The 19119-nt window shown below is 55.9% G+C and carries 17 protein-coding genes; 14 read left to right on the forward strand and 3 right to left on the reverse strand.

What is annotated here, in order from left to right; genetic code table 11:
- Positions 1–25: 25 nt before the first annotated feature.
- A complete protein-coding gene (locus tag QMG90_RS01070; RefSeq protein ID WP_283282354.1) occupies positions 26–2404 on the reverse strand; it encodes a type VI secretion system Vgr family protein in 2379 nt (792 codons plus the stop codon).
- A 368-nt stretch (positions 2405–2772) separates the two neighbouring features.
- Between QMG90_RS01070 and livJ the strand changes: the two genes are divergently transcribed.
- Positions 2773–3876: a branched chain amino acid ABC transporter substrate-binding protein LivJ gene (gene livJ / locus QMG90_RS01075; protein WP_283282356.1), complete on the forward strand. Its 1104-nt coding sequence runs from the start codon at positions 2773–2775 to the stop codon at positions 3874–3876.
- 60 nt (positions 3877–3936) lie between these two features.
- Here the strand turns inward: livJ and panM are convergent, their stop codons facing one another.
- Positions 3937–4320, reverse strand: coding sequence for an aspartate 1-decarboxylase autocleavage activator PanM (gene panM, locus QMG90_RS01080; protein ID WP_283282358.1), 384 nt, complete (start codon positions 4318–4320; stop codon positions 3937–3939).
- Between the two features lie 415 nt (positions 4321–4735).
- Between panM and livK the strand changes: the two genes are divergently transcribed.
- The 10 genes from livK (at position 4736) to ugpQ (ending at position 14710) form a co-directional block, all read left to right on the forward strand.
- Positions 4736–5845 carry a high-affinity branched-chain amino acid ABC transporter substrate-binding protein LivK gene (livK, locus tag QMG90_RS01085; RefSeq protein WP_283282360.1) on the forward strand — a complete coding sequence of 370 codons (1110 nt, stop codon included), beginning with the start codon at positions 4736–4738 and terminating at the stop codon, positions 5843–5845.
- A 34-nt stretch (positions 5846–5879) separates the two neighbouring features.
- A complete protein-coding gene (gene livH, locus QMG90_RS01090; RefSeq protein WP_049855823.1) occupies positions 5880–6806 on the forward strand; it encodes a high-affinity branched-chain amino acid ABC transporter permease LivH in 927 nt (308 codons plus the stop codon).
- Positions 6803–8080, forward strand: coding sequence for a high-affinity branched-chain amino acid ABC transporter permease LivM (locus QMG90_RS01095; RefSeq protein ID WP_283282362.1), 1278 nt, complete (start codon positions 6803–6805; stop codon positions 8078–8080). Before livH ends, QMG90_RS01095 begins: the two co-directional genes overlap by 4 nt.
- Positions 8077–8841 (forward strand): high-affinity branched-chain amino acid ABC transporter ATP-binding protein LivG, encoded by a 765-nt coding sequence (gene livG / locus QMG90_RS01100; protein WP_054177916.1) that lies wholly within the window; start codon positions 8077–8079, stop codon positions 8839–8841. Before QMG90_RS01095 ends, livG begins: the two co-directional genes overlap by 4 nt.
- Position 8842: 1 nt before the next feature.
- Positions 8843–9556: a high-affinity branched-chain amino acid ABC transporter ATP-binding protein LivF gene (gene livF, locus QMG90_RS01105; protein ID WP_283282365.1), complete on the forward strand. Its 714-nt coding sequence runs from the start codon at positions 8843–8845 to the stop codon at positions 9554–9556.
- Between the two features lie 195 nt (positions 9557–9751).
- Entirely contained in the window at positions 9752–11068 is a 1317-nt protein-coding gene (gene ugpB, locus QMG90_RS01110; RefSeq protein ID WP_283282367.1) for a sn-glycerol-3-phosphate ABC transporter substrate-binding protein UgpB, read from the forward strand.
- A gap of 100 nt (positions 11069–11168) precedes the next feature.
- Positions 11169–12056 carry a sn-glycerol-3-phosphate ABC transporter permease UgpA gene (gene ugpA / locus QMG90_RS01115; RefSeq protein ID WP_283282369.1) on the forward strand — a complete coding sequence of 296 codons (888 nt, stop codon included), beginning with the start codon at positions 11169–11171 and terminating at the stop codon, positions 12054–12056.
- Positions 12053–12898 (forward strand): sn-glycerol-3-phosphate ABC transporter permease UgpE, encoded by an 846-nt coding sequence (gene ugpE / locus QMG90_RS01120; RefSeq protein WP_283282371.1) that lies wholly within the window; start codon positions 12053–12055, stop codon positions 12896–12898. Before ugpA ends, ugpE begins: the two co-directional genes overlap by 4 nt.
- A gap of 1 nt (position 12899) precedes the next feature.
- Positions 12900–13973, forward strand: coding sequence for a sn-glycerol-3-phosphate import ATP-binding protein UgpC (locus QMG90_RS01125; protein ID WP_283282373.1), 1074 nt, complete (start codon positions 12900–12902; stop codon positions 13971–13973).
- Positions 13970–14710, forward strand: coding sequence for a glycerophosphodiester phosphodiesterase (gene ugpQ / locus QMG90_RS01130; protein ID WP_283282374.1), 741 nt, complete (start codon positions 13970–13972; stop codon positions 14708–14710). Before QMG90_RS01125 ends, ugpQ begins: the two co-directional genes overlap by 4 nt.
- On the opposite strand, the gene QMG90_RS01135 is transcribed toward ugpQ, so the two are convergent.
- Entirely contained in the window at positions 14707–15078 is a 372-nt protein-coding gene (locus tag QMG90_RS01135; RefSeq protein ID WP_283282376.1) for a DUF2756 family protein, read from the reverse strand. The genes ugpQ and QMG90_RS01135 overlap by 4 nt on opposite strands.
- Before the next feature lie 126 nt (positions 15079–15204).
- Between QMG90_RS01135 and ggt the strand changes: the two genes are divergently transcribed.
- The 3 genes from ggt to QMG90_RS01150 all read left to right on the forward strand — a co-directional run bounded on the left by ggt (position 15205) and on the right by QMG90_RS01150 (position 19075).
- A complete protein-coding gene (gene ggt / locus QMG90_RS01140) occupies positions 15205–16947 on the forward strand; it encodes a gamma-glutamyltransferase (RefSeq protein ID WP_430381682.1) in 1743 nt (580 codons plus the stop codon).
- 271 nt (positions 16948–17218) lie between these two features.
- Complete coding sequence (locus QMG90_RS01145) at positions 17219–18256, forward strand: oxidoreductase (RefSeq protein ID WP_283282380.1); 1038 nt, start codon at positions 17219–17221, stop codon at positions 18254–18256.
- A gap of 123 nt (positions 18257–18379) precedes the next feature.
- The gene (locus tag QMG90_RS01150) at positions 18380–19075 is read left to right on the forward strand and encodes a pirin family protein (protein ID WP_283282382.1); all 696 of its coding nucleotides are present in this window, start codon (positions 18380–18382) and stop codon (positions 19073–19075) included.
- Positions 19076–19119: the final 44 nt, after the last annotated feature.

The raw sequence follows: 19119 nt of genomic DNA on the forward strand, positions 1-19119 counted from the left end.
TTTCCTCTGTAAAAATATTATCCGATTACCATTGTTCTATAGAAAGCATTACTTTTATGCCTTCTTTGGTTGTTGAAAAAAATATTTCTGTATTTCCATTTTCATCAGTTAATCCACGTTTCTGTTTCCCACTATCAAACAAGGCTATATAGTTCACTGATGAATACGGCACTCCATCATCATCAGTGAAATGAAATTGCAGGTTGTATTTTCCTGATTCGTCCTCATTGGCATCCTCATTCTCTGCTCCTGAATCATTACCGTCTCCGGAACCGCCATCGTTTTCACTGTCACCCTGCGGCTTATTCGAATTCGAGGAATTATCTTCCTCCTGCGGTGCAGTCAACGCGGTCAGTGATAACGGCTGAACCGCCGTCCCCGGACTCCCTCCGCTGTTCAGGTTGATAAGCGGCCCGGTGATATCCACCCCGCCGGGATGTATCACGATGAACGAACTTCCCGACTGCAGGGTAATCCGGCTGCTGCTGCTCAGCACAATCTCACCCTGCGCACTGATACCCAGCGCGCCGGACACCTCCTGCGCCAGGTCACCCTTCACCGTCAGGCTGAGGTTTCCCTTCACCTGACTGAGATGGTCACCCGTGGTGCTGTGCTCCTGCCGGCCCTCCACGGTGACCTTTCTGTCGCGGGCCACATACAGCGACTCGTCATTGCCCGTGCGGGTGAGATGGTCGTTGCTGACCGTCAGTGTCCGGTCATTCCGTACCGTGAGGCGCTGGTCATGCGCCACGGTCACCGTCTGGTCGTGACCTCCGGCATTTTCCTTACCCACCGTCACCGTCTGCCCCAGCCCCACGGTAATCTGCTGGTTGTTGCCGATGGTTTCTGAGTGGTCCACCTTCACATCCGTCGTCCGGTTGTTCAGGACCTCGGTGTCCATATTCTTCTGCGCGTGCAGGTACAGCTGTTCATTGCCGGTCGCATCCTCAAACCGCAGCTCATTAAAGCCGCTGCCCTTATAGGTTTTCGAGCGGATGCTCATCTGTGTTTTCGTCTCCGGCAGGCTGCCCTGCGGGAGACTGATGTCATTCCAGGCCCGCCCGGTGACCACCGGCTGGTCCGGGTCGCCGTGGAGGAAATCAACAATCACTTCCTGTCCCACCCGCGGGAGGGCGAGGTTGCCGAATCCGGCCCCGGCCCACGCCTGCGACACCCGTATCCAGCATGAGCTGTCCTCATTCCCCGGTGCGTACCGGTCCCAGTGAAAACGCACCCGCACCCGGCCGTACTCATCACAGAAGATTTCCTCGCCGGCCGGGCCGGTCACCATGGCACTCTGCGGACCGTCCACTTTCGGTTTCGCGGCCGGTCGTGGCCGCCAGGTGCGGTCTGCCGGTATCACCGTCAGACGGTTACTCAGGGTGGTGCCCTGACCCCGGCTGCCGTGCAGCGCCTGCGGCTGTTCACCGCTCAGCACGCCACTCACCACCTGCCAGTCCCGGTTAAACGGGTCTGACGGATGTCCGGTCAGGGTGAAGCGGGCACCGGGCCACAGGGCCGGTGAGTTACTGACGCAGGCGGCCATTTCCGCATCATTACGCCAGCCTTCCGTCTGATAACGCGCAAAGTCCCGGCCGTGCTGTTCATCCTTAAAGCGCCCCGGGTAGTCGAAGATTTCATACTGTGCGTACTGCCCGTTCAGGTGCTCACCGTCACGGCCGAAGCGGGCATCCCACAGCGGTGATTTGAAGGTGTGGTCCTGTGTTTCGACAGAGGAGGGGCGAACCTGCACCTGATGGCGGAATTCACTGATGCAGGGATTTGTGGTGTCTGCGCTGCTGTCCGGGTTAAACGCCATTTCCCCGGCCGGGTACAGTCCGGCTTCGTCATCAGTCAGCCTCAGCGTCAGGCCGTCTCCCTCTGCTGACGGACGGTCATAAAAGAAGATGCCCTCCTCAGACCACAGGCGGGTCAGGAAGGCCAGGTCGCTTTCCCCGTACTGCACGCAGAATTCCCGGGCGGGGTGTTCGCCGTAACACCACGGGGTCCAGTCGGTGATGCCGTTTTCCGCCAGCAGGGTGGCGGTGATGGACTCAATGTCCTGCTGCTGGAAAATGCGGAAGTTCTGCCGCAGGCTGCTGCGCCACAGCGGCGGGTGAATGCGCAGCATATACTGCGTCTGCCAGCCGTTGTCCGCCCCCGTGCAGAAGGCGGCCACCACACCGGTGACCCGGCGCAGCGCGGTCATGCCCTGCCAGACGGTCAGGACGGCGGTTTTCTCGAGCAGTGCATCCGCGGCCTGGCGGAACCGGTTGCCGGCCACTTCCGCCTCGAGTGTAAAGGGAGTGGACAGCGCCTGGGTGAGACGGAAACGGACAACGGCGAAGGTCTCCGGCCTCTGCCCGTCGATATCCAGCGTGAAGCGTAATCCCTGTAATGACATACCGGCATCCCTGAGATATTCATGGCATCAGTGCGGGAGTCTGATTCATTGATAACATGAATAAAAACAATGTGTTATAAACTGGAAGCGAATACTGGCATGAGGAGAGGGCAGAGACTGTGAGCGGTGTCACGAAGGGAAATGTTTGATTCAGGAAGTCTGAGCGTTCAGAGGCTGTTTTAGCGTCTACATTTACCCCTGCCCCTGTAAAAAAATCGTCAAATTTCACCTGTCAAATACTGAAAAATGGGGTATGTTTTAGCAGAGTGTGCTGCAAAAGCGCGGGCGGTAGACATAAAATCGAAATAAAGCGCTAAAAAACAACATCACAACAAATGCAATCACCATAAACAATGGGGAATCTCAGGATGAAAATGAAGGGTAAAGCGTTACTGGCAGGATGTATCGCGTTGGCGTTCATTCAGATGGCGCTGGCAGAAGACATCAAAGTCGCCGTGGTCGGTGCGATGTCTGGTCCGGTTGCGCAATATGGCGATCAGGAATTTACCGGTGCTGAGCAGGCAGTGGCCGATATCAATGCTAAAGGCGGCATCAAAGGCAACAAGCTCGTTATTACCAAATATGATGATGCCTGCGACCCGAAACAGGCAGTAGCGGTTGCGAACAAAGTGGTTAACGATGGCATTAAGTATGTTATCGGTCACCTTTGCTCTTCTTCCACCCAGCCAGCGTCTGATATCTATGAAGATGAAGGCATTCTGATGATCACGCCGGCAGCGACAGCGCCTGAGCTGACCGCGCGCGGTTATAACCTGGTGCTGCGCACCACCGGTCTCGACTCCGATCAGGGCCCGACCGCAGCGAAATATATCCTTGAGAAGGTAAAACCGCAGCGTATTGCTATCGTTCACGACAAACAACAGTACGGTGAAGGCCTGGCCCGTGCGGTACAGGACGGTCTCAAGAAAGGCAGCGCTAACGTGGTGTTCTTTGACGGTATCACCGCAGGCGAGAAAGATTTCTCCACCCTGGTGGCGCGTCTGAAGAAAGAAAATATCGATTTCGTTTACTACGGCGGTTACCACCCGGAAATGGGGCAGATCCTGCGCCAGGCGCGCGCTGCGGGTCTGAAAACGCAGTTTATGGGGCCGGAAGGCGTGGCGAACGTTTCGCTGTCTAACATTGCCGGTGAATCTGCGGAAGGCATGCTGGTGACCAAGCCGAAGAACTACGATCAGGTTCCGGCGAACAAACCCGTGGTTGATGCGATTAAAGCGAAGAAACAGGATCCGAGCGGCGCGTTTGTCTGGACGACCTATGCAGCGCTGCAGTCGTTGTCTGCCGGTCTGAACCAGTCTGACGATCCGGCTGAAATCGCAAAATGGCTGAAAGCCAACAGTGTTGACACCGTAATGGGGCCGCTGTCCTGGGATGAAAAAGGCGACCTGAAAGGCTTTGAGTTCGGCGTCTTCACCTGGCATGCGAACGGCACAGCAACAGACGCCAAATAATTTTTTCTGGCGCCTTTCCCGCTACAGATGCAACAACGCCCGGTTAACGCCGGGCTTTTTTTATCGCTTCTCCCAGCCGCCTTTCTGTGCGGTGAAATCCAGCGCCTGCATAAATGCTGCCATCACGCCGCGATCTTCAACGCCGACGTCTGCCATCCACCAACTGGAAATGGCCGGATTGTCGCGCAGCACTTCTTCCACCAGATATTGCCCTACGCCACGACGACGGGTGACGTCACGCACGCGCAGGGAGTCCAGCGCGCCTTCGGTGCCGCTCAGGGTCACGCGCACAGCAGCCAGCAGGCGGTCGTTAAAACGGGCGGCGTAAATACGGTGTAATTCATCGAGCGCTAATGAGGCTTCTGTATATTCCGGCCAGATTTTCCCCAGATCGATTTTGTCCTGCTCGCTCAGGGTATGGAGGCGGAGGATAGTCAGTTTCATTCAAGCTTTCCTGTGACAACGGTCAGGAAAGTGTACTCAATTTCTCATTCCTGGGGGCCAGTTTTTTATTCATTCATTAGCCGATTAATTTTTACTTCATGAACGATGCAGATTTATCCATTAGGGATCGAAAAAGAAGCAGCATTTTAGCCTGAAAGGTAGTGAATTGTTCGGCTTTATGTACCGTTATATTATGCTGTAGTGCGGACTTTTTTTGTTTATCTCTCGATTATTTCAGAATATTATCTTTCCTTAATCGACTGAAAAATAGAGATTTTGATCTGAATTTCAGTAAAAGATGACTCTAAACCATTAAAGAAACTGGCAAAAATAGAATTGTGCAATAAAAATACAGCATGATTTTTAACCGGATAATTACAAGAAATTCACAGACATCACGAACGGGGTTTGAATAATGAAAAGGAACGCGAAGACAGTGATCGCGGGGATGATCGCACTGGCGATGTCACAGGCTGCCATGGCAGCGGAAATTAAGGTGGCGGTTGTTGGTGCAATGTCCGGCCCGGTGGCTCAATGGGGCGATATGGAATTCAACGGCGCACGTGAAGCCATCAAAAACATCAACGCCAACGGCGGTATCAAAGGCGACAAACTGGTCGGCGTTGAATATGACGACGCGTGCGATCCGAAGCAGGCCGTTGCTGTCGCCAACAAAGTGGTCAACGACGGCATTAAGTACGTCATCGGCCATCTTTGCTCCTCCTCCACCCAGCCAGCGTCTGATATCTACGAAGACGAAGGCATTCTGATGATCTCGCCGGGTGCGACCAACCCTGAGCTGACCCAGCGTGGTTACCAGTACATCATGCGTACCGCCGGACTTGACTCTTCCCAGGGGCCGACAGCGGCGAAATACATCCTCGAGAAGGTGAAGCCGCAGCGTATTGCCGTCATCCATGACAAACAGCAGTACGGCGAAGGGCTGGCGCGTTCGGTGCAGGACGGCCTGAAACAGGGCGGCGCCAATGTAGTCTTTTTTGACGGCATCACCGCCGGAGAAAAAGATTTCTCCGCCCTCGTCTCTCGCCTGAAGAAAGAGAATATCGATTTCGTCTATTACGGCGGCTATTACCCGGAAATGGGGCAGATGTTACGCCAGGCGCGTTCGATCAACCTGAAAACCCAGTTTATGGGGCCGGAAGGGGTGGGTAACGCGTCGCTGTCTAATATCGCGGGCGATGCTGCCGAAGGTATGCTGGTGACCATGCCGAAACGCTATGACCAGGATCCGGCAAACAGCGCTATCGTCAATGCACTGAAAGCAGAGAAAAAAGATCCGAGCGGCCCGTATGTCTGGATCACTTACGCTGCTGTACAGTCACTGGCAACCGCCATGGATCGTACGGGCAGCAAAGAACCGCAGGATTTGATTAAGGATCTGAAAGCGCACGGTGCAGATACCGTGATTGGGCCGCTGAACTGGGATGAAAAAGGCGATCTGAAGGGATTTGAGTTTGGAGTTTTCCAGTGGCATGCAGACGGTTCGTCAACCGCAGCCAAATGATTATCCCGTTGTGTAGGGTTGAAAAGGTTACTTTATGTCCGAGCAGTTCCTCTATTTTTTGCAGCAGATGTTTAACGGCGTCACGCTGGGAAGCACCTATGCGTTGATCGCCATCGGCTACACCATGGTGTACGGCATTATCGGGATGATCAACTTCGCCCATGGCGAGGTGTACATGATCGGCAGCTATGTCTCGTTCATGATCATCGCCGCGCTAATGATGCTGGGGATCGATGCCAGCTGGCTGCTGATCGCCGCCGGTTTTGTCGGCGCGATTATCATCGCCAGTGCCTACGGCTGGAGCATTGAGCGGGTGGCTTACCGCCCTGTGCGCAGCTCCAAGCGTCTGATTGCGCTGATTTCCGCCATCGGGATGTCCATCTTCCTGCAAAACTATGTCAGCCTGACGGAAGGCTCGCGTGATATCGCATTGCCGAACCTGGTTGATGGTCAGTGGGTGGTGGGAAGTAGCGAACATTTCTCTGCCTCCATCACCACAATGCAGTTGGTTATCTGGGTAGTGACTTTTATCGCGATGCTGGCGCTGACGGTGTTCATTCGCTACTCGCGCATGGGTCGCGCCTGCCGTGCCTGCGCGGAAGATCTGAAAATGGCGAGCCTGCTCGGCATTAACACTGACCGCGTTATCGCGCTGACCTTTGTGATCGGCGCGGCGATGGCGGCGGTGGCGGGCGTGCTGCTCGGTCAGTTTTATGGCGTTATCAACCCGTACATCGGATTTATGGCCGGGATGAAAGCCTTTACTGCCGCGGTACTGGGCGGGATCGGCAGTATTCCGGGGGCGATGATCGGCGGGCTGATCCTCGGCGTGGCGGAAGCGCTCTCTTCAGCGTATCTGAGTACCGAATATAAAGATGTGGTGTCGTTTGCGCTGCTGATTCTGGTGCTGCTGGTGATGCCGACCGGCATCCTGGGTCGCCCGGAGGTAGAAAAAGTATGAAACCGATGCATTTTGCGATGGCGCTGCTTTCGGCGGTCCTGTTTTTCGTGCTGGCCGGTGTGTTCATGGGCGTACAGCTGGGGCTGGACGGCACCAAACTGATCGTGGGCTCGGCGTCGGATATCCGCTGGCAGTGGGTGTTTATCGGCACCGCGGTGGTCTTTTTCTTTCAGTTGTTGCGCCCGTTGTTCACTCATGCTTTGAAAGGAGTTTCCGGGCCGAAGTTTATCCTGCCGGCGGTGGATGGCTCGACAATAAAACAGAAGCTGTTTCTGATCGCGCTGCTGGTGATTGCTGTCGCCTGGCCGTTTGTGGTCTCTCGCGGCACGGTGGATATCGCCACCCTGACGATGATTTACATCATTCTCGGTCTCGGCCTGAATGTGGTGGTGGGGCTGTCCGGGCTGCTGGTGCTGGGCTACGGCGGTTTCTACGCCATTGGCGCGTACACCTTCGCGCTGCTGAATCACTATTACGGCCTCGGCTTCTGGACCTGTCTGCCGATCGCCGGGCTGGTGTCGGCGCTGGCGGGCTTCCTGCTCGGCTTCCCGGTACTGCGCCTGCGTGGTGACTATCTGGCTATCGTGACCCTCGGCTTCGGGGAGATCGTCCGTATTCTGTTGCTCAACAACACCGAAATTACCGGCGGCCCGAACGGCATCAGCCAGATCCCGAAACCGACCCTGTTCGGTCTGGAGTTCAGCCGTACCGCCCGTGAAGGCGGCTGGGATACCTTCAGCAATTTCTTCGGCGTGAAATATGATCCGTCCGACCGCGTGGTGTTCCTCTATCTGGTGGCGCTGTTGCTGGTGGTGCTGAGCCTGTTCGTGATTAACCGCCTGCTGCGCATGCCGCTGGGCCGCGCGTGGGAAGCGCTGCGCGAAGATGAAATCGCCTGTCGCTCGCTGGGCCTGAGCCCGACGCGCATCAAGCTGACGGCGTTCACCATCAGCGCCGCGTTTGCCGGCTTTGCCGGTACGCTGTTCGCCGCCCGTCAGGGCTTCGTCAGCCCGGAATCTTTCACCTTCGCCGAATCGGCGTTTGTGCTGGCGATCGTGGTGCTTGGCGGGATGGGTTCTCAGTTTGCGGTTATTCTGGCGGCTATCCTTCTGGTGGTCTCGCGCGAACTGATGCGTGATTTCAATGAGTACAGCATGTTAATGCTGGGTGGTTTGATGGTGCTGATGATGATCTGGCGTCCGCAGGGCTTACTGCCGATGACCCGTGTGCAGATGAAACTGAAAAACGGGCAAGCGAAAGGAGAGCAGGCATGAGTCCATTATTATCCGTTGATGGCCTGATGATGCGCTTCGGCGGTCTGCTGGCGGTCAACAATGTGTCGCTGGAGCTGTATCCGCGCGAAATCGTTTCGCTGATTGGGCCGAACGGCGCGGGGAAAACCACCGTGTTCAACTGCCTGACTGGTTTTTATAAACCAACCGGCGGCACCATCCGTCTTCGCGAGCAGCACCTCGAAGGTATGTCGGGTCAGCAGATTGCGCGGATGGGCGTGGTGCGCACCTTCCAGCACGTGCGGCTGTTCCGTGAAATGACAGTGATTGAAAACCTGCTGGTGGCGCAACATCAACAGCTGAAAACCGGGGTGTTCTCCGGTCTGCTGAAAACCCCGGCGTTTCGTCGTGCGCAAAGTGAATCGCTGGATCGCGCCGCCGCCTGGCTTGAGCGTATCGGCCTGCTGGCGCATGCCAACCGTCAGGCGAGCAACCTGGCTTATGGCGACCAGCGACGTCTGGAGATTGCCCGCTGCATGGTGACGCTGCCGGAAATCCTGATGCTCGACGAACCGGCAGCGGGGCTTAACCCGAAAGAGACCAAAGAGCTGGACGAGCTTATCGCCGAGCTGCGCAGCCATCACAACACCACCATTCTGCTGATTGAGCATGATATGAAACTGGTGATGGGGATTTCCGATCGTATTTACGTCGTGAATCAGGGAATGCCGCTGGCGAAAGGTACGCCGGAGGAAATTCGTAATAACCCGGATGTGATCCGCGCCTATTTGGGTGAGGCATAAGATGGAAAAAGTCATGTTGTCTTTTGACGGTGTCAGCGCCCACTACGGTAAAATTCAGGCGCTGCATAACGTCAGTTTGCATATTAATCAGGGCGAAATTGTGACGCTCATTGGCGCGAACGGCGCGGGAAAAACCACGTTGCTCGGCACGCTGTGCGGCGATCCGCGGGCGACCAGCGGGAAGATTGTGTTCGACGGTAAAGACATTACCGACTGGCAAACCGCGAAAATCATGCGCGAAGCGGTGGCGATTGTGCCGGAAGGGCGTCGCGTTTTTTCTCGGATGACGGTGGAAGAGAACCTGGCGATGGGCGGCTTTTTTGCTGATCGCGAGCAGTATCAGACGCGCATTCAGTGGGTCTACGAATTGTTCCCGCGTCTGCATGAGCGCCGGCTCCAGCGTGCGGGCACCATGTCTGGCGGCGAGCAGCAGATGCTGGCGATTGGTCGCGCGTTGATGAGCCAGCCGCGTCTGTTGCTGCTGGACGAACCATCGCTCGGCCTGGCGCCGATCATCATCCAGCAGATTTTCGACACCATCGAACAACTGCGCGAGCAGGGCATGACCATCTTCCTCGTCGAGCAGAACGCTAACCAGGCGCTGAAACTCGCCGATCGTGGTTACGTGCTGGAAAACGGTCACGTGGTGCTCTCCGATACCGGCGACGCGTTGCTGGCAAACGAAGCGGTACGCAGCGCTTACCTCGGCGGTTAATTCGCCTGTTGCCCGGCAGCGTGCATCGCGCCGGGCTTACATCGTTTCGTCACCATTTCATCATTTTTCTTCCTCGCCCCTGTCATCTGTCTGTAACTAAAAGATTATTTTTCTGTCATTCGCACATGTCATGTTACCTCGCGAGCACAAACGCGTGATTTCGCGCATCCGGCACAAAACAAGAGAGATAACCGAATGACTTCGTTACGACACACAGCTTTAGGACTGGCGCTCAGTCTGGCATTTGCTGGCAACGCGCTGGCAGAAACCACGATCCCGTTCTGGCATTCCATGGAAGGGGAATTGGGAAAAGAAGTGGATTCCCTGGCGCAACGTTTCAACCAGGCAAACCCGGATTACAAAATTGTGCCGGTTTATAAAGGCAACTATGAACAAAGCCTGAGCGCGGGGATCGCCGCGTTCCGTACCGGCAATGCCCCCGCCCTGTTACAGGTTTATGAAGTTGGCACCGCCACCATGATGGCTTCAAAAGCGATCAAACCGGTGTATGAAGTGTTCAGCGAAGCCAACATCAAATTTGATGAGTCGCAGTTCGTCCCGACTGTTTCCGGTTATTACTCTGATTCGAAAACGGGTCACCTGCTGTCTCAGCCGTTCAACAGCTCCACGCCAGTGCTGTACTACAACAAAGACGCCTTCAAAAAAGCCGGTTTAGATCCTGAGCAGCCGCCGAAAACCTGGCAGGATCTGGCCGCCTATACGGCGAAACTGAAAGCATCTGGCGCGAAATGCGGTTACGCCAGCGGCTGGCAGGGTTGGATCCAGATTGAAAACTTCAGCGCCTGGCACGGTCTGCCGGTCGCGACCAAAAATAACGGCTTTGACGGTACCGACGCGGTGCTGGAATTTAACAAGCCGGAGCAGGTGAAACACATCGCCATGCTCGAAGAACTGAACAAGAAGGGCGATTTCAGTTACTTCGGTCGTAAAGACGAGTCTACCGAGAAGTTCTACAACGGTGACTGCGCCATTACTACCGCCTCTTCCGGTTCACTGGCAGACATTCGTCATTACGCCAAATTCAATTATGGCGTGGGTATGATGCCGTACGACGCTGATGTGAAAGGCGCGCCGCAGAACGCGATTATCGGCGGCGCCAGCCTGTGGGTCATGCAGGGTAAAGACAAAGCAACTTATACCGGCGTGGCGAAATTCCTCGAGTTCCTGGCAAAACCAGAGAACGCCGCGGAATGGCACCAGAAAACCGGCTACCTGCCGATCACCAAAGCCGCGTATGACCTGACCCGTGAGCAGGGCTACTACGACAAAAATCCGGGTTCGGATATTGCCACCCGTCAGATGCTGAACAAGCCGCCGTTGCCGTTCACCAAAGGCATGCGTCTGGGCAACATGCCGCAGATCCGCACCGTGGTGGATGAAGAGCTGGAAAGCGTCTGGACCGGTAAGAAAACGCCTCAACAGGCGTTGGACGCCGCCGTTGAGCGTGGCAATCAGTTGCTGCGTCGCTTTGAGCAGTCAACGAAATCGTAATGTGAAATGCCGGGTGGCGGCGTCGCCTTACCCGGCCTACGCGAACCTGTAGGCCGGATAAGCATAGCGCCATCCGGCGCTGTTCAGGAACCCAATTTTAATGTCCTCATCCCGTCCGGTGTTTCGCTCGCGTTGGCTGCCCTATCTCCTTGTCGCGCCACAGCTGGCGATCACTATTATTTTCTTTATCTGGCCTGCGGGCGAAGCGCTATGGTACTCCCTGCAAAGTGTCGATCCGTTCGGGCTTTCCAGCCAGTTCGTCGGCCTGGATAACTTCGTCGCGCTGTTTCATGACAGCTACTATCTCGACTCCTTCTGGACCACCATTAAATTCAGTGCGCTGGTGACCATCAGCGGTTTGCTGGTTTCGCTGTTTTTTGCCGCACTGGTGGATTATGTGGTGCGCGGTAGCCGGTTGTATCAAACATTGATGCTACTGCCCTATGCGGTGGCGCCCGCCGTGGCGGCGGTGCTATGGATCTTCCTCTTTAACCCTGGTCGCGGGTTAATCACCCATGCACTGAGTGAGTTTGGCTATGACTGGAACCACGCGCAGAATAGCGGACAGGCAATGTTCCTCGTGGTGTTCGCCTCGGTCTGGAAGCAGATCAGCTACAACTTCCTGTTCTTCTTTGCCGCGCTGCAGTCGATTCCCCGTTCGCTGGTCGAGGCCGCCGCAATTGACGGTGCCGGGCCGATTCGTCGTTTCTTTAAACTGTCGCTGCCGCTGATTGCGCCTGTCAGTTTTTTCCTGCTGGTGGTGAATCTGGTTTACGCCTTCTTCGATACCTTCCCGGTGATCGATGCGGCTACCGCCGGCGGACCGGTGCAGGCCACGACCACGCTTATCTACAAAATTTACCGTGAAGGGTTTGCCGGGCTTGATCTTTCCGCCTCTGCCGCGCAGTCGGTGGTGCTGATGATGCTGGTGATTGTCCTGACGGTGGTGCAGTTCCGTTACGTTGAAAGCAAGGTGCGTTACCAATGATTGAGCATCGCCCCGGGCTGACGATATTCAGCCACACTATGTTAATCCTCGGTATTGCGGTGATTCTGTTTCCGCTGTACGTCGCGTTTGTGGCGGCCACGCTCGACAACAACGCGGTGTACGCCACGCCAATGACGCTGGTGCCGGGAACGCATCTGCTGGAGAACATGGCGACCATCTGGCGGGAGGGCGTCGGTGTTAACAGCGCACCGTTCTGGCTGATGATGCTCAACAGTTTCATCATGGCATTCGGCATTACCGTAGGCAAAATCGCCGTTTCCATGCTCTCCGCGTTTGCCATCGTCTGGTTCCGTTTCCCGCTGCGTAACCTGTTCTTCTGGATGATCTTCATCACCCTGATGCTGCCGGTGGAAGTGCGTATCTTCCCGACAGTCGAGGTCATTGCCCGGCTGAATATGCTCGACAGCTACACCGGTCTGACGCTGCCGCTGATGGCGTCAGCCACGGCCACCTTCCTGTTCCGTCAGTTTTTCATGACGCTGCCGGACGAACTGATTGAAGCGGCGCGCATTGATGGCGCATCGGCGATGCGCTTTTTCCGCGACATCGTGCTGCCGCTGTCGAAAACCAACCTCGCCGCGCTGTTCGTGATCACCTTCATTTACGGCTGGAACCAGTATTTGTGGCCGTTGCTGATTATCCAGAACGTGGATCTCGGCACCGCCGTGGCGGGTATCAAAGGGATGATCTCCAACGGCGAAGGCACCACGCTCTGGAATCAGGTGATGGCCGCGATGCTGCTCACGCTCATTCCCCCCGTAATTATCGTTTTAGCCATGCAGCGCGCGTTCGTGCGTGGTTTAGTGGACAGTGAGAAATAAGATGGCCGGATTGAAATTACAGGCAGTAAGCAAAAGCTGGGATGGTGGCAAAACGCAGGTGATCCAGCCGTTAACCGTTGATGTGTCCGACGGTGAGTTCATCGTGATGGTTGGCCCGTCCGGCTGCGGAAAATCGACGCTGTTACGCATGGTGGCCGGGCTTGAGCGCGTCACCAGCGGCGATATCTGGATTGACCGCCAGCGCGTTACCGAAATGGAGCCGAAAGATCGCGGTATCGCGATGGTGTTTCAGAACTACGCGCTCTATCCGCATATGAGCGTGGAAGAGAACATGGCCTGGGGCCTGAAAATTCGCGGCATGGGCAAGGCGCACATCGCCGGGCGCGTGCAGGAAGCGGCACGTATTCTGGAGCTGGACGGCCTGCTGAAACGCCGCCCGCGCGAGCTTTCCGGCGGTCAGCGTCAGCGTGTGGCGATGGGGCGCGCCATTGTGCGCGATCCAGCGGTCTTTCTGTTCGATGAGCCACTTTCCAATCTCGACGCCAAACTGCGCGTACAGATGCGTCTTGAGCTGCAACAATTGCACCGCCGCCTGAATACCACCTCGCTGTACGTCACCCATGATCAGGTGGAAGCGATGACGCTGGCGCAGCGGGTGATGGTGATGAACAAAGGTATCGCCGAGCAAATCGGCACGCCAGTTGAAGTGTATGAAAAACCAGCCTCGCGTTTCGTGGCGAGCTTTATCGGTAGCCCGGCGATGAACCTGCTCGACGGGCGCATCAGCCAGGCGGGCACCCATTTTGAGCTGGAAAGCGGCATGGCGCTGCCCATCAACTGGCAATTCCGCGGATATGCCGGACGCAACATGACGCTGGGTATCCGTCCGGAACATATTGCGTTAAGCTCGCAGGCTGAGGGCGGTATCCCGATGGTGCTGGATACGCTCGAGATTCTGGGTGCAGATAACCTGGTGCATGGACGCTGGGGAGAACAAAAGCTGGTGGTGCGTCTGCCGCATCAGCAGCGCCCGCAGGCGGGCAGCACACTGTGGCTGCATCTGGCGGAAAATCATCTGCACCTGTTTGATGGAGAAACAGGACTACGCATATGAGCTACTGGCCTTATCCACACATCGTCGCTCACCGTGGCGGCGGCAAACTGGCGCCGGAAAATACGCTTGCCGCCATTGATGTTGGCGCGTACTACGGCCATTTAATGGTCGAGTTTGACGTTAAGCTGTCGAAAGATGGCGAGATTTTCCTGCTGCACGATGATCATCTCGAACGCACCAGTAACGGCTGGGGCGTGGCGGGGGAGCTGACGTGGAACGATCTGCAACGTGTGGATGCCGGGAGCTGGTTCAGCGGCGAGTTCAAAGGCGAACCGTTGCCGCTTCTGACGGACGTGGCTCAGCGCTGCCGCGAACAGGGCATGATGGCGAACATTGAAATTAAGCCCACCACCGGCACCGGGTCGCTGACCGGAAAAGTGGTGGCGCTGGCGGCACGCGAGCTGTGGCAGGACATGACCGCGCCGCTACTCTCCTCCTTTGACATCGACGCGCTGGAAGCGGCGCAGGCCGCCGCACCGGAATTGCCGCGCGGACTGTTGCTCGACGAGTGGCGCGACGACTGGCAGGCGCTAACGACGCGGCTGGGTTGCGTGTCGATCCACCTGAATCACAAACTGCTGGATGAAGAACGAGTGCGATTGCTGAAAGCGGCGGGGCTGCGAATTCTGGTGTATACCGTGAACAAACCCCAGCGCGCGTCGGAACTCCTGCACTGGGGCGTGGACTGCATCTGCACCGATGCGATTGACGTCATCGGCGCCGATTTCGAGCCTTAAGGATTTTTCAGCATATCGCCGTTCTGACGCGACGGCAGCATGTGCTGCTGACCGCTCTCCTGTGTTGTGCTGTTCAGCATCCCTCCGTTGGTATTTGGCAGGACCTGCTCACGCGGCTGGCCCTGTCGGACGCGCTGCGCGTTGTCGTTCATCTGCATTTGCAGGTGCTGTTGCTGGCTGCGGGTTTGCGTCTGAAGCTGCTGATTTAACATCCCTTTCTGCTGTTGCTGCTGGTTAAGCATCTGGGTTTGCATCCGCTGCTGACTGGGAATTTGATAGCCCGGTTGATTCGGGTTGTTGGTGGTATTCAGGGGCTGCGCCAGTACGACAAACGGCAGCAACGCCGTTATCAATAACACACGTTTCATTTTTCATTCCCTCCCTCTGAGGTCTCTCTTAAGTTTACCCCGATTCAGGCATAACGATGATTTTTTAAGAGTTGTGAACCAGGCTTAAGCCGGAGCATCGATCTTATCACCTGGAGAATAACAATGATGAAATCCTCATTTTTGCGTGGGGTGGCAATCGCTGCCCTGCTGGCGGGAGGCACCTTTGCCGTCGCTGCGACCCCGCCTGCCGCGCCGCCGGTGTCCTATGGTGTGGAGGAGGATGTGTTTCATCCTGTCCGCGCGCAGCAGGGCATGGTCTCCTCCGTGGATGCGCTCGCGACCCGCGTGGGCGTCGACATTCTGCAGCAGGGCGGTAACGCCATAGACGCCGCGGTTGCCGTAGGTTACGCGCTGGCAGTCACCCATCCGCAGGCAGGGAATCTTGGCGGCGGTGGCTTCATGATGCTGCGCACCAAAGACGGTAAAACCACGGCTATCGATTTCCGCGAAATTGCGCCAGAGCAGGCCACGCGCGATATGTTCCTTGATGATCAGGGTAACCCGGACAGCAAGAAATCGCTCACTTCGCCGCTGGCATCCGGTACACCCGGCACCGTTGCGGGCTTCTCGCTGGCGCTGGAGAAATACGGCACGATGCCGCTCAATAAAGTGATCCGCCCGGCGCACAAGCTTGCGGAAGAGGGCTTTGTGGTGAACGACGCGCTGGCGGACGATCTCAAAACCTACGGTAGCGAAGTGCTCCCTGAGCATGAAAACAGCAAAGCCATTTTCTGGAAAAACGGCGAACCGCTGAAGAAAGGCGATACGCTGGTGCAGAAAAACCTGGCGAAGAGCCTCGAAATGATTGCGGAAAATGGCCCTGACGCTTTCTACAAAGGGGCAATTGCCGATCAGATTGTCGAAGAGATGCAGAAAAACGGCGGTCTGATCAGCAAAACGGATCTGGCGAATTACAAGGCTGTAGAGCGCACGCCGATCAGCGGCGACTATCGCGGATACCAGGTATTCTCCATGCCGCCGCCGTCATCGGGAGGCATTCACATCGTGCAGATCCTCAACATCCTGGAAAACTTCGACCTGCATAAATATGGCTTCGGCAGCGCCGACGCGATGCAACTGATGGTGGAAGCAGAGAAACGCGCGTACGCCGACCGTTCGGAATACCTCGGCGACCCGGATTTCGTGAAAGTGCCGTGGCAGGCGCTCACCAGCAAAGCCTACGCCAAATCGATTGCGGATGAGATTGATATCAACAAAGCCAAACCGTCGAGCGAAATCCGCCCGGGCAAGCTGGCGCCGTATGAAAGCAACCAGACCACCCATTTTTCCGTTGTCGATAAAGACGGCAATGCGGTGGCGGTGACTTATACGCTCAACACGACATTCGGTACCGGGATTGTCGCCGGGAATACCGGTATTTTGCTGAATAACGAGATGGATGATTTTTCTGCCAAGCCAGGCGTGCCGAACGTATACGGGCTGGTGGGCGGCGATGCCAATGCTGTCGGGCCGAAGAAACGACCGCTTTCGTCGATGTCGCCGACCATTGTGGTAAAAGACGGTAAAACCTGGCTGGTCACTGGCAGCCCGGGCGGCAGCCGGATCATCACCACCGTGCTACAAATGGTGGTGAACAGCATCGATTTCGGCATGAACGTTGCCGAAGCGACCAACGCGCCGCGCTTCCATCACCAGTGGCTGCCAGATGAGTTGTGGGTGGAAAAAGGCTTTAGCCCGGACACGCTGAAAGCGCTGGAGCAGAAGGGACAAAAAGTGGCGGTGAAAGCGGCGATGGGCAGCACCCAGAGCATTATGATCGGCCCGGACGGGACGCTGTATGGCGCTTCAGACCCGCGCTCACCGGATGATTTAACGGCGGGGTATTAAAGAAAACACCGTCAACAGCAATTTATTGCAAAAAAGAGATAGACAAGTGCGAATGATAATGATTATTATTGCTGTGCATTCAGGGAGACCCCTACGGGATAACCTGAAAGCACGACATTGCTCACATTGCTTCCAGTATTATTTTATAGCCAGCGCTTCGCTGGCTTTTTTTTTGCGTCTCAGCCTGGCTCACTTGTGAGCACCTCACGCTGGGGTGAAAGAGGATCTTGCGCTAAGGTATGTGGCAGTCACCTTCAAAAAGGACCGCACCATGACCTTACATTGCGCATTTATCGGTTTTGGTAAAAGCACCACCCGATACCATCTTCCTTACGTTCTCAACCGCAAAAACAGCTGGCATGTGGCGCACATTTTTCGCCGCAGCGCGAAGCCGGAAGAGCAGCATCCGCAGTATTCCCACATCCATTTCACCAGCGATCTTAACGACGTGTTTGACGATCCACAGGTCAAGCTGGTGATCGTCTGTACGCACGCCGACAGCCATTTCGATTATGCGAAACGCGCGCTGGAGGCGGGGAAAAACGTGCTGGTGGAAAAACCGTTTACCCCGACAATGACCGAAGCGAAGGTATTGTTTGAGCTGGCGCAGAGTAAAGGGCTGACGGTCACGCCGTATCAGAACCGTCGCTTTGACTCCTGCTTCCTCACTGCGAAAAAAGTGATTGAGAGCGGTAAGCTGGGCGAGATTGTGGAAATCGAAAGCCACTTCGATTACTACCGTCCGGTGGTTGAAGCCAACCCCGGCCTGCCGCAGGATGGCGCGTTTTACGGTCTCGGTGTGCATACGATGGATCAAATCATTTCGCTGTTTGGCCGCCCGGGCCACGTCGCGTACGACATCCGCAGTCTGCGCAACCACGCGAACCCGGATGATACTTTTGAAGCACAACTGTTCTACGGCAACCTGAAAGCGATCGTCAAAACCAGCCACCTGGTGAAAATCGACTATCCCAAATTTATCGTTCATGGCACCAAAGGCTCTTATCTGAAGTACGGCATCGATCAGCAGGAAACCAGCCTGAAAGCTAACATCATGCCGGGTGAGCCGGGCTTTGCGGCGGATAACAGCATCGGTCAACTGGAGTACGTCAATGAGGAAGGGGTGACCGTGCGAGAGGCGGTGAAACCAGAAACTGGCGACTATGGCCGCGTGTACGACGCGCTGTATGAAACGATCGTCAATGGTCGCCCGAATTACGTCAAGGAATCTGAAGTTCTCACCAATCTCGAAATCCTCGAACGTGGGTTTGAACAGGCATCTCCTGCCACGGTAACCCTCGCCAGATAAGCGGTACTGACTCCTCTGTGCTTGTTCATATTTTTTGAACAGAGGAGTCAATTTTCACCCTCTATGATCCCAGGGCGATCGGGTACACACTTATGCCATCGAAACGAACACGGGGTGAACACAATGATTTATTTACGCAAAGCAAACGAACGTGGTCATGCGAATCACGGCTGGCTGGACTCATGGCACACTTTTTCTTTCGCCAATTATTATGACGCCAACTTTATGGGTTTCTCCGCGCTGCGGGTGATTAACGACGACGTCATCGATGCCGGACAAGGTTTTGGTACCCATCCGCATAAAGACATGGAAATCCTGACCTACGTACTGGAAGGCGCGGTAGAGCATCAGGACAGCATGGGCAACAAAGAGCAGGTGCCGGCAGGTGAGTTCCAGATCATGAGCGCGGGAACCGGAGTTCGTCACTCTGAGTACAACCCGAGCGAGACCGAACGTCTGCGCCTGTATCAGATCTGGATCATTCCGGACGAAACCGGCATTACGCCGCGCTACGAGCAGCGTCGCTTTGATGCCGCGCAGGGTAAACAGCTGGTGCTGTCGCCGCAGGCCCGTGACGGCTCCCTGAAAGTGCATCAGGATATGGAACTGTACCGCTGGGCGCTGGCGAAAGATGAACAGTCGATTCATCAGATTGCCGCTAACCGCCGGGTGTGGATCCAGGTGGTGAAAGGCAACGTCACCATTAACGGCACCAAAGCCACCACCAGCGATGGTCTGGCGATTTGGGACGAGCAGGCAATCTCGGTTCACGCCGATGAAGCCAGCGAAATTCTGCTGTTTGATCTGCCGCCGGTATAAATAAAATCTCAACCTTCCCTTTTCCCAGGGGAAGGTTGAGTCAT

Origin of the sequence: Trabulsiella odontotermitis (genome assembly GCF_030053895.1) — a bacterium.
In the GTDB taxonomy this organism is placed as follows: Bacteria; Pseudomonadota; Gammaproteobacteria; order Enterobacterales; family Enterobacteriaceae; genus Trabulsiella; species Trabulsiella odontotermitis_C.